The sequence below is a fragment of the Shinella sp. JR1-6 genome, from assembly GCF_004284735.1.
Taxonomy (GTDB): domain Bacteria; phylum Pseudomonadota; class Alphaproteobacteria; order Rhizobiales; family Rhizobiaceae; genus Shinella.
This window is the reverse complement of the sequence record NZ_SHMI01000004.1, coordinates 434,717-447,008: the sequence shown is the minus strand read 5'-3', so window position 1 is coordinate 447,008 and position 12,292 is coordinate 434,717. Positions and strand designations below refer to the sequence as shown.

The 12,292-nt window shown below is 63.3% G+C and carries 13 protein-coding genes; 2 read left to right on the top strand and 11 right to left on the bottom strand.

Annotation, left to right across the window (positions count from 1 at the left end; genetic code table 11):
• Window positions 1-2: 2 nt before the first annotated feature.
• Window positions 3-734, bottom strand: coding sequence for a cytochrome-c oxidase, cbb3-type subunit II (gene ccoO, locus EXZ48_RS09795; RefSeq protein WP_023513313.1), 732 nt, complete (start codon window positions 732-734; stop codon window positions 3-5).
• Window positions 735-744: 10 nt separating this feature from the next.
• The gene (gene ccoN, locus EXZ48_RS09790; protein WP_024270886.1) at window positions 745-2,367 is read right to left on the bottom strand and encodes a cytochrome-c oxidase, cbb3-type subunit I; all 1,623 of its coding nucleotides are present in this window, start codon (window positions 2,365-2,367) and stop codon (window positions 745-747) included.
• Window positions 2,368-2,576: 209 nt separating this feature from the next.
• Here ccoN and EXZ48_RS09785 point away from each other — a divergent pair, with 209 nt between their 5' ends.
• Window positions 2,577-3,059 (top strand): hemerythrin domain-containing protein, encoded by a 483-nt coding sequence (locus EXZ48_RS09785; RefSeq protein ID WP_130515618.1) that lies wholly within the window; start codon window positions 2,577-2,579, stop codon window positions 3,057-3,059.
• 4 nt (window positions 3,060-3,063) lie between these two features.
• Here the strand turns inward: EXZ48_RS09785 and EXZ48_RS09780 are convergent, their stop codons facing one another.
• From EXZ48_RS09780 to hemN, 8 genes are all read right to left on the bottom strand, one after another.
• Complete coding sequence (locus EXZ48_RS09780) at window positions 3,064-3,771, bottom strand: PAS domain-containing protein (protein WP_207900391.1); 708 nt, start codon at window positions 3,769-3,771, stop codon at window positions 3,064-3,066.
• Window positions 3,772-4,008: 237 nt separating this feature from the next.
• Window positions 4,009-4,938, bottom strand: coding sequence for a lipid A biosynthesis lauroyl acyltransferase (locus EXZ48_RS09775; protein ID WP_130515698.1), 930 nt, complete (start codon window positions 4,936-4,938; stop codon window positions 4,009-4,011).
• A gap of 10 nt (window positions 4,939-4,948) precedes the next feature.
• Window positions 4,949-5,977, bottom strand: coding sequence for a zinc-binding dehydrogenase (locus tag EXZ48_RS09770; protein ID WP_023515659.1), 1,029 nt, complete (start codon window positions 5,975-5,977; stop codon window positions 4,949-4,951).
• 13 nt (window positions 5,978-5,990) lie between these two features.
• Complete coding sequence (locus EXZ48_RS09765; protein WP_130515617.1) at window positions 5,991-7,277, bottom strand: beta-ketoacyl-ACP synthase; 1,287 nt, start codon at window positions 7,275-7,277, stop codon at window positions 5,991-5,993.
• 9 nt (window positions 7,278-7,286) lie between these two features.
• Window positions 7,287-8,486, bottom strand: coding sequence for a beta-ketoacyl-ACP synthase (locus EXZ48_RS09760; RefSeq protein ID WP_130515615.1), 1,200 nt, complete (start codon window positions 8,484-8,486; stop codon window positions 7,287-7,289).
• The gene (locus tag EXZ48_RS09755) at window positions 8,483-8,965 is read right to left on the bottom strand and encodes a 3-hydroxyacyl-ACP dehydratase FabZ family protein (protein ID WP_023515662.1); all 483 of its coding nucleotides are present in this window, start codon (window positions 8,963-8,965) and stop codon (window positions 8,483-8,485) included. The genes EXZ48_RS09760 and EXZ48_RS09755 overlap by 4 nt, the downstream gene beginning before the upstream one ends.
• Before the next feature lie 115 nt (window positions 8,966-9,080).
• Window positions 9,081-9,365 carry an acyl carrier protein gene (locus EXZ48_RS09750; protein WP_088016464.1) on the bottom strand — a complete coding sequence of 95 codons (285 nt, stop codon included), beginning with the start codon at window positions 9,363-9,365 and terminating at the stop codon, window positions 9,081-9,083.
• A 125-nt stretch (window positions 9,366-9,490) separates the two neighbouring features.
• Window positions 9,491-10,840 (bottom strand): oxygen-independent coproporphyrinogen III oxidase, encoded by a 1,350-nt coding sequence (gene hemN / locus EXZ48_RS09745; RefSeq protein ID WP_130515613.1) that lies wholly within the window; start codon window positions 10,838-10,840, stop codon window positions 9,491-9,493.
• 210 nt (window positions 10,841-11,050) lie between these two features.
• Here hemN and EXZ48_RS09740 point away from each other — a divergent pair, with 210 nt between their 5' ends.
• Window positions 11,051-11,776 carry a Crp/Fnr family transcriptional regulator gene (locus EXZ48_RS09740; RefSeq protein WP_023515613.1) on the top strand — a complete coding sequence of 242 codons (726 nt, stop codon included), beginning with the start codon at window positions 11,051-11,053 and terminating at the stop codon, window positions 11,774-11,776.
• 9 nt (window positions 11,777-11,785) lie between these two features.
• On the opposite strand, the gene EXZ48_RS09735 is transcribed toward EXZ48_RS09740, so the two are convergent.
• Entirely contained in the window at window positions 11,786-12,214 is a 429-nt protein-coding gene (locus EXZ48_RS09735; RefSeq protein WP_130515611.1) for a L,D-transpeptidase, read from the bottom strand.
• Window positions 12,215-12,292 lie beyond the last annotated feature (78 nt).

Sequence of the window (12,292 nt, the reverse complement as noted above, 5' to 3'; positions counted from 1 at the left end):
CCTCAGCGGTAGCCGCTGGCATCGTCATAGGTGGAGAAGTCCACCAGCGTGCCGAGCATCTGCAGATAGGCGACGAGCGCATCCATTTCGGTAAGCTTGGCCGGGTCGCCATCGAAATCGCCGAGCTTGGCCTTCGGATAACGGGCCTCGATGCCCGACGTGTCGGCATTCGGGTCGGCCTGCGCTTTGATGTCGGCGGCAGCGTTGGCGATCATCTCGTCGCTGTAAGGCACGCCCACGGCGCGGTTGGCCTCGAGATGCATCGAGACGTTCTTCACCTCCAGCGGCGTTTCCTTGAGGAAGGAATAGCTCGGCATGACCGATTCCGGCACGACCGAGCGCGGCTCGATCAGGTGCTGGACGTGCCATTCGTTCGAATAGCGGTCGCCGACGCGGGCAAGGTCCGGGCCGGTACGCTTGGAACCCCACTGGAACGGATGGTCGTACATCGATTCCGCCGCCAGCGAATAATGCCCGTAGCGCTCCACCTCGTCGCGGAACGGACGGATCATCTGGCTGTGGCAGGTGTAACAGCCCTCGCGGACATAGATGTCCCGGCCGGCGAGCTCCAGCGGCGAATAAGGCCGCATGCCCTCCACCTTCTCGATGGTGTTTTCCAGGTAGAACAGCGGAGCGATCTCGACGATGCCGCCGATGGTGACCACGAAGAGCGAGCCGACGAGGAGAAGCGTCGCGTTGCGCTCGAGGATCGCGTGTTTGTCAAGAATGGACATCGGGTCCCTCCTATTCGGCCGGCTGCAGCTTCGGCGCGGCACCCGGGATCGGGGCCTCGTCGCGCTGGTAACCGAGGATTGTCATGGTCACGTTGTAGGCCATGATGAGTGCGCCCAGCAGGAACAGCCCGCCGCCGGCGGCACGCAGCACGTAGTAGGGGAACATGGCGGCGATCGTTTCGGCGAACGAGTAGACCAGGAAGCCCTGCTCGTCGTATTCGCGCCACATCAGGCCCTGCTGGATGCCGGCGACCCACATGACAGCGGCGTAGACGACGATGCCGAGGGTTGCGAGCCAGAAGTGCCAGTTGACCATGCGGATCGAGTAGAGCCGCTCGCGCTTCCACAGCTTCGGAACGAGGAAGTAGATCGCGCCGAAGGTGATGAGGCCGTTCCAGCCGAGCGCGCCCGAATGCACGTGGCCGATGGTCCAGTCCGTGTAGTGGCTGAGCGAGTTGACCGACTTGATCGACATCATCGGGCCTTCGAAGGTCGCCATGCCGTAGAAGGCGACGGCCATGACCATCATGCGCACGATCGGATCGGTGCGGATCTTGTCCCAGGCGCCCGAGAGCGTCATCAGGCCGTTGATCATGCCGCCCCAGGAGGGCATCCAGAGCATGATCGAGAAGACCATGCCGAGCGTCTGCGCCCAGTCCGGCAGCGCCGTATAGTGCAGGTGGTGCGGGCCGGCCCAGATATACATGAAGATCAGGGCCCAGAAGTGGATGATCGACAGGCGGTAGGAATAGACCGGACGGTTCACCTGCTTCGGGATGAAATAGTACATCATGCCGAGGAAGCCGGCCGTCAGGAAGAAGCCCACGGCGTTGTGTCCGTACCACCACTGCGTCAGCGCATCCTGCACGCCCGAGAAGGCCGAGTAGCTCTTCACGCCGAGGAACGAGACCGGGACGGCCAGGTTGTTGACGATGTGCAGCATGGCGATCGTCACGATGAACGACAGGAAGAACCAGTTCGCCACATAGATATGTGGTTCCTTGCGCGTCATGATCGTGCCGAGGAAGGCGATCAGATAGGCGACCCAGACGATGGTGAGCCAGATATCGACATACCATTCCGGCTCGGCATATTCCCGGCTCTGCGTGATGCCGAGCAGGTAGCCGGTGGCGGCCATGACGATGAAGAGCTGGTACCCCCAGAACACGAACCAGCCGAGATTGCCGCCGAAGAGGCGGGCACGCGACGTGCGCTGCACCACGTAGAAGGAGGTCGCAATCAGCGCATTGCCACCAAAAGCGAAGACCACCGCGGATGTGTGCAGCGGGCGCGTGCGGCCGAAATTCAGCCAGGGCTCGATGTTGAGGTCGGGGAAGGCCAGCTGCAGCGCCACGACGACGCCGACCAGGAAGCCGACGACGCCCCAGAACACCGTCGCGATGACGCCGTACTTGACGACCTCGTCGAAGTAGCCCTCGTCGTCCTGCGAGGACTTGACCGCGACAGCCGGCGCGAAAGAGATGCGCCGGATCATGAAGAGCGTGCTGGCGAGCAGCACGAAGAAGAGAACCCACATGTGGGCCTCGAAGAACCTGTCCTGAGCAAAGGCTGCGCCGAGCAGCGCGATGAACGCCCCCACGGCCAGGACGATCGTTTCCGTTACATATTTCATCGTTGGCATCCCCCAACTCGTCAATTTCCCGCAAACACCGGTTCCCTCGCGGAATCGGCCCTTGCGCTCGACTGAGCCTTCGCAGATGCGGCCGGAAGCATCCTTGACATGGATCAAGGCGAAGCGCGGTTGCCAGCGGCATCAAGGGACAGGTTGACGCAGCCGCGCGTCGAAACGCTCGCGGCACTCTCGAACCGAGGGAACACGACATGACAGACTATACAGGGATCGCCCGGCTGCTTTCGGATACCCCGACGGACGCCGTTTCACTGGACTGGCTGAAAAAGGCCCATAGCGCGCAACTGACACTCTGCGAAGCGCTGGAGGATATCGCCGACAGCCTGCCGGCAAACGTCAACCGGCAGAAGTGCATGTATGCGGCCAAATCGCTGATGCCGCTGGTGAACGGCATCCACCGCTACGAGGAAGAGGCGGTGTTTCCGCTCCTGGAGCGTAAGGCCTCCGGCGACCGGGAGCTGATCGATTCCATTGCCCGGCTGAAGTTCGAACATGTCGAGGACGAGTGCTTTGCGGAAGAGCTGACCGATACGCTGAACCGGCTCGGCAGCGGCGATGACACCGTGAACGCGGAAGCCGCGGGCTACATGCTCCGCGGCTTCTTCGAATCGATCCGGCGCCACATCGCCTTCGAGCAGCAGTTCATGCTGCGGGGCACCGGCCTTTCCTCCTGACCGCTCAGGCGGCGAGCGGCCCCTGCTGCGCCGTTTCCTGCAGAACCAGGATGGCGCCGAGCACATTACCCGCCGCCGACAGGCACGGCGTCATGCGGCAACGCGTGATCGCCTGCCCCCGGCGCGGGGAAACATAGTCGTATTCCACCACGTCCCCGGCAAAGCAATGATCGAGATTGCGTTTCACACGGCTCTCGAAACGCTGCACGCCGATGAACTCCACGATATGCCGGCCGACGAGATCGATGGGCTTTTCGCTGAAGCACTCGGCATTGAGCGGGTTGGAATAGAGATAACGATAGTCCGTCGTGATGACGGCGACGCGGTCCGGAAGGCTGTCGAGAATCGCCTCGTTGAGCAGTCCATCCTCCACCACGCGCGGTGTGGAAACGGGACGCCCGGCTTCGAGCATCTCCACCCGGAACGGCGCGACACCCCCATCCGTCCCGAAATACCGGTCCAGCAGCAGCTTGAAATGATGCGCCTGCCGGAGCACGCAGGCCTTGTCATCCGCCTCTTCCCGAAGGAGATCCACCACGAACTGGAATTGGGAGCGAAACTCGGAGGCGTCGCTCGCCTCCTTCTGCAACACGGCCGCCAGGGCCGGTTCGATTTCCCTGTCCAGCATGGAAACGAGCCGTTCGTTTCCGGTCTTCACCGCATGCTGGAGTTGTGAATACTTAAACCAGAACAACTCTACAAGAGCTTTCAATGCATGCTCCCCGAATTGCTGAAAATTACAGCAATTGCATCACTACACTATTTGAAATGTTCAGAAATGAGATACAGCTTTGATCGTTCCCCTCCAAATATGCTGCCCAAAGCGCTTACATTAGCAAAATGGTAACAGCGAACGAGAGGATGTCAAACCCCAAATTCGACGAAAGTCGAATATTTCGCGAAACTGAACGTGTTCAAAATCGCGATTGAAAGAAACAATAGTAAGCAGTCAAGTAATAAGGCCGCGCTTGATATTCCAGCGGTCATGATACCAGAGCCACTGGCCGGGATATTCCCGCACCCACTGCTCGACCTTGTCGTTCAGCATCTGTGCGGTCGCATCCACATCGACGGAGCCGTTTTCCCTGCGGGGAATGTGCATCGCCGGTTCCAGTTCCAGCCGGTAGCGGTTGCCCGGCAGGCGGATGCAGCGCGCGGGATAGACCTCGCAGTTGAACTGGCGCACGAGCTTGGCCAGCAGCGGGTTGGTCTGCACCTTCTGACCGAAGAATTCCGTGTGCAGACCCTTGTTGAACTTCTGGTCGACCAGCACGCCAACCGGACCGCCCGCTTCCAGCTTGCGGGCAAGCGTGAAGGACGAGCCGGCATGAGACGGCACGAGATCGCCCATACGGGCGCGGCGGAACTCGAAAACCTTGTCGGCAACGTAAGGATTGTTCGGCGGGCGGAAGAGCACCGTCACGTCGAGGCCGAAGGAGGCACCGGCGACCGGCAGCAGCTCGAAATTGCCGGTATGGGCGGTGAAGACGATGAAGGGCCGCGGATTGTCGCGCAGGTCCACGAAAAGCGGAATGCCCGAGACCTCGATGCGGCCGGCCGTTTGACGCGCGGGATCGAAATCGAAGAGACGGTCGAGGAAAACATATTCGGCCGCAAGCCGGCCCATGTTTCCCCAGGCGTCGAGCGCGATTTCAGAAATCTCGGCCTCGGGCTTCTCCGGAAAGGCATTGCGCAAATTGGTGAGCGTCAGCGTGTGGCGCTTCGTCTTCGGCCCGATCCAGCGCGCCACGCGATCGGCGAAATTGATCGCACCGTCTGCCGGCAGCAGCTTCAGGAGGCTGAGCAGGCCGAAGACGAGCTGCGCCACCGACCATTGCTTGAACTTCCTGAGCGCCAGGACGAGGCGTGTGACGATCATCCGCACGGTATCAATCCAGCTTCAGGACGATCTTGCCGAAGATCTGGCGCGATTCCATGCGCTCCAGGGCCGTCGCGATACCGTCGAAGGTGACTTCCGTATCGATGACCGGATGGACGAGGCCGCGCGCCATCTTTTGCATGGCGTTCGCCATGTTCTCCATGCGGCAGCCGAAGGAGCCGAGCAGCTTCAATTGCTGCTGGAAGAGCATCATCAGGTTCAGGTCGGTCGAGACGCCTGAAGTGGAGCCGCAGGTGACGAGCCGCCCGCCGCGCTTCATGCAGAGCATGGAGCCGGCCCAGGTATCCTTGCCGACATGTTCGAAGACGACATCGACGCCCTTCTTCTTCGTCAGCTTGCGCACGACGCCCTCGAAACGGTCCTCGCGGTAATTGATGACATGATCCGCGCCGAGCGCCTTCGCCTTCTCGATCTTGTCGTTCGAACCGACGGTCGTGATGACGGTGCAGCCGATCTTCTTGGCAAGCTGGATCGCCGCCGTGCCGATGCCGGAGCCGCCGGCATGCACGAGGATCGTCTCCCCGGGCTCAAGCTTGGCATTGTCGAACAGCATGTGCTCGACGGTGCCGAAGGTGACGGGGGCGAGTGCCGCCGCAACCGCATCGACACCGGGCGGAGCCGGCACGAGCAGGCGGGCGGGAAGGTTCACCTTCTCCTGTGCGAAGCCGTCCAGATGGAAGCCGTGCACGCCGCCGACATGTTCGCAGAGATTGTCGCGGCCTTCGCGGCAGGGCTTGCAGAGGCCGCAGGTGCGCGCACCGTAAATCGAAACGAGCTGGCCGGGCAGCACGTTGGAGACGCCCGGGCCGAGCGTTTCGACGACGCCGGCCGCTTCCGCGCCGATGACCAGCGGCATCTTGCGCTTGGCAAAGGCCATGCCGCGCCAGCCCCAGACATCGATATGGTTGAGGGCGACGGCCTTGACGCGCAGCGTCACCTCGCCGGGGCCGGGAGCGTCCGGTTCCGGGATATCGGTGAGTTCAAGCTTGCGGTCGTCGAGAAGCTGGAGAGCGCGCATATCAAGATTCCTATCAGGCGGGTTCGGCCGTCATGACGAGGCTGGCGTTCTGGCCGCCGAAGCCGAAGGAGTTGGAGAGGACCGCGGAAACGCGCGCATCGCGCTTCACGTTCGGCACGACGTCGAGCACGATCGCCGGGTCGGGGTTCGTGTAGTTGATGGTCGGCGGCAGGGTCCCGGTCAGCATGGTCTGGATCGAGAACACCGCCTCGACCGCGCCGGCCGCCGTCAGCGTATGGCCGATCATCGACTTGTTGGAGGAGACCGGGATGTTCGCCAGCTTGTCGCCAAAGACCGTCGACATGGAGAGATACTCCATCTTGTCGTTTTCCGGCGTCGAGGTGCCGTGGGCATTGATATAGCCGATGCCGCTCTCGTCGATGCCGGCGTCTTCCAGCGCAGCACGGATCGTCGCGATGGCGGGGCCGCCATCCGGCGAGGAACGGGTGCGGTGGAAATGGTCCGCCTTCTCGCCGCACCCCTTGAGGATGCCGAGTACCTTCGCGCCGCGGGCAATGGCCGATTCCAGCGATTCCAGCACGAGCGTCGCCGCGCCCTCGGCGATGACGAAACCATCGCGGTCCTTGCTGAAGGGTTTTGAGGCCCTGGTCGGCGGGTCGTTCTGGGTGGAAAGCGCGGAGAGAAGCGCAAAGCGGATCAGCGCCTCGGCGGTCACCGAGCCGTCGGTGCCAACGGTCAGTGCCCGGTCGGTGCGGCCCTGGCGGATCGCCTCGACGCCGAGCTGGATGGCAGTGGCGCCGGAGGCACAGGCGGTAGACAACGTGACGGGCAGCCCGCGCGTACCGAAACGATCCGCGAGCCGCTCGGAGATCGAGCCAAAGGCCCAGGCCTCATGCAGGGCAGGTTCGGCCTTCTCGCGCAAGGCCGAAAGGAAGCGGTCATAGGCATCGCCCGGACGCTCGGACGGCGGAGCGCGGTCGGCGAGCGCAAAACGGTCGCGCCAGTCCGGTTCGATCGGGGGAGCGGCGAGGAAGAGCGGACCGCCGAATTCGCCGGAAAGGCGGGCCTGTGCCAGTGCCTCGTCCGTCGTCTCGCGGGCATAGGCGTAGGAGCGCTCGACCGGATTTTCGACGGGCAGGTCGATGAAATCCACCGTGCCGGAAATGCGGGTGTTGAGCCCGTCCACCGGGAAGCGCGTGATGCCATGGATGCCGGACACCCCACCGACGAGCGCCGTCCAGTTGTCCTTGAGGCCCTGCCCCAGCGAGGTGATGACGCCCATGCCGGTGACGGCGACGATCGGGCGGCCGAGATGATCCCTGTAAGCGGCATTCGTCATGGCCGGCTCCTACTTCTCTGCGACAAGGATTGCGACGCCTTCGCCGCGGGCATGGCCGACCGTGGTGACGACGGCGCTTTTCGCCGCTGCGGTCATCACGGTCTCGGCCTTCGTATCGAACGGCGCGACCTTGACACCCGCGCCGAGCGTCAGGGCGGCAATGGCAAGGCCGAGCGGAAACTGCGCTTCCAGCGCCTGGCCGGTGACCGCGCTGAAGCCGCGCACCGGGCTGCCGGCAAAACGCGTGTCGAGCCAGGCCTTTTCACGCGCCGTCGGGCCGTGCTGGCCGGAGGCGCCGGAGAAGACCAAGGTCTCGGCACCGGCCGAAGCCCCGTCGGCCAAGCGCTCGAGGCGGGCTTCCAGCCGGCCCTCGTCCCGCGAGCCGCGATCGCCGCCGATGGCGTCGATGGTCGCATAGATGCGCGCACCGCGCGCCTCGGCGTGGGCACGCGATTCCAGAACGAGGAAGGCCGCGGCCGTGCCGGTGATGATGCCACCGCCAGCCGCTTCGTCGCGCGACCAGAGCGGCGTCCAGCCGCCCGTCGCATGCGCCTGCATGGCCTCGTAGAGCATGATGACATCCTGCCGCTCGGCCACCAGCGCACTGCCGACGAGCGTATGCGTCGACTGGCCGGAGCGGATGCGGTGGAAAGCGGTCTCGATGGCGGAAATGCCAGCCGCCTCCTCGCCCATGAAGGTGCGGGAGGAACCGGTGACCTTGTGCACGATGGAGATATTGCCGGCGAGCAGGTTGGACAGCTGGGCAAGGAAGAGTGTCGGGCGCAGTTCGGTCGTCAGCTTCTCGTTGAGCAGATGCTCGCGGTCATTGCGCTTGAGGCCTTCGTCGACGATCAGCGAATCGACCGCGATGTCGCGCTCGCCGCCGCCGGCCGCAACGATCATATCCATCGTGCCGCAGGCATCCGCATCGTCCTTGAAACCGGCATCGTCGAGCGCGAGGCCGGCGGTGAAGACGCCGAGGCGCTGCCAGTTCTCCATCTGGCGCTGGTCGCCGCGCTTGGGGATCTGCTGGTTCCAGTCGATCTCGGGCATCGGATGCACCGGATAGGGCGCAAAACGCTCCGTCTCGATCTTCAGCGCCGGCGCGCTCGCGCCACCAAGGATTTCCACATGCGCCGCGGCGCCGACACCCTGGCAGGTGACGATGCCGACGCCCGTGATGACCACATCGTTGTTCGCCATGCTCATTTCCCTTCCGCAGACGCTTCGAGCGCCTCGAACAAACCCACCTCGACGGCGCGCTTGCGCACGATATCGGCGAGCGGCACCTCGGCAAACGGCATGGTGCGCAGCTTCAATTGCGCATCGCAGACTTTCTTGCCCGAGGACGTGATCTTCGCCTTGGTCACGGCATAACCCGACCCGTCATGCTCCAGTGCCGCCTCGATGTCGAGCACGGCATCCGGCTCGACGAAGGTGCGCATCTTCGCGCCGTCGACGGTCATCAGGAAGGGCATGGCGGCAAAATCCGTCGCAGCCAGCACGAGGAAGCCGGAGGCCTGCGCCATCGTCTCGATGAGCAGCACGCCCGGAACGAGCGGCATGCCGGGAAAATGGCCTTCAAAAACGGGGCTCTTCGCCGGCACGACCGAGCGGGCCTTCAACACGCGGCGCGCGCCGTCAACGGCCTCCACGCGATCGATCATCTGGAAATATTCGAGCAGCATCGGGATACCTCCGGCAGGTTCCGGAAATCGAAAGGCCTGCCGGAAACGGCAGGCCGTGCACCACAAGCACCGGGATCGTCAGGAACACGGCCGCAAACCGGCCGGCGCCGTTGCCTCAGGCCTTGGCAGCCCGCAGTTCGTCGATCTTGGCGCAGAGGTTCTTCAGGACGAAGTACTCTTCCGTCGCGACCTTGCCCTCGTTGACGTCCTGGGTCCACTGTTCCAGCGGGATCTTGATGCCGAATTCCTTGTCGATCGCAAAGACGATGTCGAGGAAGTCGAGGCTGTCGATGCCGAGATCGTCGATCGTGTGGCTGTCCGGCGTGATCGTCTCGCGATCGATCTCGCTCGTCTCAGCAATGATGTCGGCAACCTTGTCGAATGTAGCAGTCACGCCCATACCTCATGAATCTATAGTCGGGCGATCCTATATGGAAATAAGACGCAATTGCCAATGGGTTTGATGAGGGCCCTGCGCAGTCGGCGATGCTGTGTTGCGCAAACAGCATGGCCACGGGCCGCCGGTCAGACCGCGATGGAATGCCGCCCGCGTCCGCTCGCCAGATGCGCATCGAAGACCGCAGCGACGGTGCGGGCGAAGGGTCGCCCTGCCGCGGTGAGCACGAAACGGTCGCCGTCGATGCGGGCAAGCCCGTCCCGGTCGGCAGCGGCAAAACCGATCGCCTCGGCCCGGATGATGCCGGAGAAGGCGGGATGGCTTGCGGCAAGCGCCGTGAAGGAAAAGCCGAAATCGCACATGATCTTCTCGATCACGAAGGCGCGGGCGCGGTCCTCCCCGGTCAGCGCGTAGCCGCGGACGGCCGCAAGGCCACCCTCCTCCACCCGGCGCAGATATTCGCCCGTCGCCGGCATGTTCTGCACGTAACCTTCGGGAAGCTGGCCGATGGACGATGCACCGAGCCCGACCAGCGCGTCCGCCTGGTCGTCGGTATAGCCCTGGAAATTGCGCCGGAGCGTGCCCTGCCGCGCCGCCACGGCGAGCCCGTCGGCGGGAAGCGCGAAATGATCGATGCCGATCGCCTCATAGCCGGCCGAGACCAGCATGTCGGCCGCAAGCGCCATCTGCTCGAACCGCGCGACCACGCCCGGCAGCACCGCCTCGTCGATCATCGTCTGGTGCTTCTTCATCCATGGCACATGGGCATAGCCGAAGAGCGCGATACGGTCGGGCGCAAGCGACAGGACCGCGCGAACCGTCTCGGCCAGCGTCTCCAGCGTCTGGTGCGGCAGGCCGTAGAGGATGTCGCAATTGACCGAGCGCACGTTCCGCGCCCGTGCGGCCTCCACCACGCCGCGGGTCTGCTCGAAGGTCTGGATGCGGTTGATCGCCTTCTGCACCGTGGGGTCGAAATCCTGGATGCCGAGGCTGGCGCGTGTCATGCCGATATCGGCCAGCGCATCGTGCCTGGCGTCATCGAGATCGTTCGGATCCATCTCTACGGAGATTTCCGCATCCGTTGCGAAGGAAAAACCCGCCTCCAGACAGGCCTTCAGCGTCCGCATGTCGTCCGGCCGCAGGAGGGTCGGCGAACCGCCGCCGAAATGCAGCGCCGTGACGGGGACCTCCCGTGACACGCGTCCTCCGATGGCGGCGATCTCCGCATGCAGCCCCTTGAGATAGGCTTCGACGGGTTCGTAGCGCAGCGTCTGCTTGGTGTGGCAGGCGCAGAACCAGCACAGCCGGTCGCAATAGGGAATGTGGGCGTAGAGCGAAAGGCGATTCTCCGCCGTGAGGCGCCCCAGCCACCCCGCATAGACGTCCGGCCCGATGCTTTCGTCGAAATGCGGCGCGGTCGGATAGCTCGTATAGCGGGGAACCGGCGACGAAAGGCGTTCTACGAGGGTGTGCTGCATGGTCATCTCCTTGCTCACATAGCAAATAAACACGAAATGGCCGCCGCCATTTGATTTTGATCAAGTGAAAGCCGGAATGAGTGCGCTAGGATTTGACAATAGTCAGGAAGCGCTATTTTGCCGCTAGGCGGCACGCTTTATGTTCAGAACCACGTGCGGTAGCACGGCATTATTGCGCCGCAGCACCCGCCGGGCGAAAGGAAAGCCGATATGGAAATTCGCCGCCAAGATATCCATAACTCCGATATTCCGGTCGTATGCCGTGCCTGCGAGGCCCGCCATGGCGGCGTGTGCGGCGCGCTGACCTCCGAGCAGCTTTCCGAACTCAACAAGCACTCGTTCCGCAACCGCCTGGACACCGGCGCCGAAGTCATCGGCCAGGGCGAGACGGTGGTGAACTATTCCAACATCATGCGCGGCGTCGTGAAGCTGACCAAGGTCATGGCGGACGGCCGCCAGCAGATCGTCGGCCTGCAATTCGCCCCCGATTTCCTCGGCCGGCCCTTCCTCGAGGAAAGCGCCATCACCGCGGAGGCGGCGACGGAAAGCGAAGTGTGCAACTTCCCCCGCCATGTGCTCGACCGTCTCGTCAAGAAGACGCCGGAACTGGAACACAAGCTGCACCGGCAGGCGCTGAAGGAACTGGACGAAGCCCGCGACTGGATGCTGACCCTCGGCCGCAAGACGGCGCAGGAGAAGGTGGCAAGCTTCCTCTACCTCATCGCCACCCATATCGACCCGGAATGCGTCGACATGTCGACCTTCGACCTGCCGCTCTCACGCGCCGACATCGCCGATTTCCTCGGGCTGACGATCGAGACCGTCAGCCGGCAGTTCACCAAGCTGCGCAAGGAAAACGTCATCCGCATCGAGAACAACCGCCATGTCACCGTTCCCGACATGGACCGGCTGATGCGCTACGCCGGCAACGATTGAGCAAAATGCTCAGCGCGTGATGACGATGCGCGTGTTGGACAGCCCGTGGCGATTGGCCATCTGGAAGAAGGTCGCCGCATTGTTCGGGTGGAGGCGTACACAACCATGCGACGCGGGACGACCGAGGCGCTTCGTCTCGTAGGTCGCATGAACTGCATATCCGCCCTTGAAGAAGATCGCATAGGGCATCGGCGCGTTGTTGTACTTGCGCGAGCGATGGTTGCGCGAGGCCCACTTCGCCGACCAGGCTCCCGTCGGCGTGCCGTACCCCTTGCGGCCGGTCGAGACGCGCCAGCGATACTTCACCGCGCCGTTCTGAGTAACGACCATGGTCTGCGAAGAAAGACTGATCTGGGCGATAAGGTTGGCAGACCGAGCGGTCTGGGTCTGGAACAATACAAGAAGGAATGCGACTGCGGTCGCAAACAAGATACGCATGACTTCCCCTCTATTCGATTGCGCACGGCTTCCACGCCATGTCTCACAGCGAGACAGAATATAGACGTTTCAGACTTC

Excerpts from the sequence above, each read along its gene's own strand:
- EXZ48_RS09775 (WP_130515698.1), bottom strand. The coding sequence starts at position 4,938 with ATGATCGTCACACGCCTCGTCCTGGCGCTCAGGAAGTTCAAGCAATGG.
- EXZ48_RS09770 (WP_023515659.1), bottom strand. The coding sequence starts at position 5,977 with ATGCGCGCTCTCCAGCTTCTCGACGACCGCAAGCTTGAACTCACCGAT.
- ccoO (WP_023513313.1), bottom strand. The coding sequence starts at position 734 with ATGTCCATTCTTGACAAACACGCGATCCTCGAGCGCAACGCGACGCTT.
- EXZ48_RS09765 (WP_130515617.1), bottom strand. The coding sequence starts at position 7,277 with ATGACGAATGCCGCTTACAGGGATCATCTCGGCCGCCCGATCGTCGCC.
- EXZ48_RS09760 (WP_130515615.1), bottom strand. The coding sequence starts at position 8,486 with ATGAGCATGGCGAACAACGATGTGGTCATCACGGGCGTCGGCATCGTC.
- EXZ48_RS09735 (WP_130515611.1), bottom strand. The coding sequence starts at position 12,214 with ATGCGTATCTTGTTTGCGACCGCAGTCGCATTCCTTCTTGTATTGTTC.
- EXZ48_RS09740 (WP_023515613.1), top strand. The coding sequence starts at position 11,051 with ATGGAAATTCGCCGCCAAGATATCCATAACTCCGATATTCCGGTCGTA.
- hemN (WP_130515613.1), bottom strand. The coding sequence starts at position 10,840 with ATGCAGCACACCCTCGTAGAACGCCTTTCGTCGCCGGTTCCCCGCTAT.
- ccoN (WP_024270886.1), bottom strand. The coding sequence starts at position 2,367 with ATGAAATATGTAACGGAAACGATCGTCCTGGCCGTGGGGGCGTTCATC.
- EXZ48_RS09755 (WP_023515662.1), bottom strand. The coding sequence starts at position 8,965 with ATGCTGCTCGAATATTTCCAGATGATCGATCGCGTGGAGGCCGTTGAC.
- EXZ48_RS09750 (WP_088016464.1), bottom strand. The coding sequence starts at position 9,365 with ATGGGCGTGACTGCTACATTCGACAAGGTTGCCGACATCATTGCTGAG.
- EXZ48_RS09785 (WP_130515618.1), top strand. The coding sequence starts at position 2,577 with ATGACAGACTATACAGGGATCGCCCGGCTGCTTTCGGATACCCCGACG.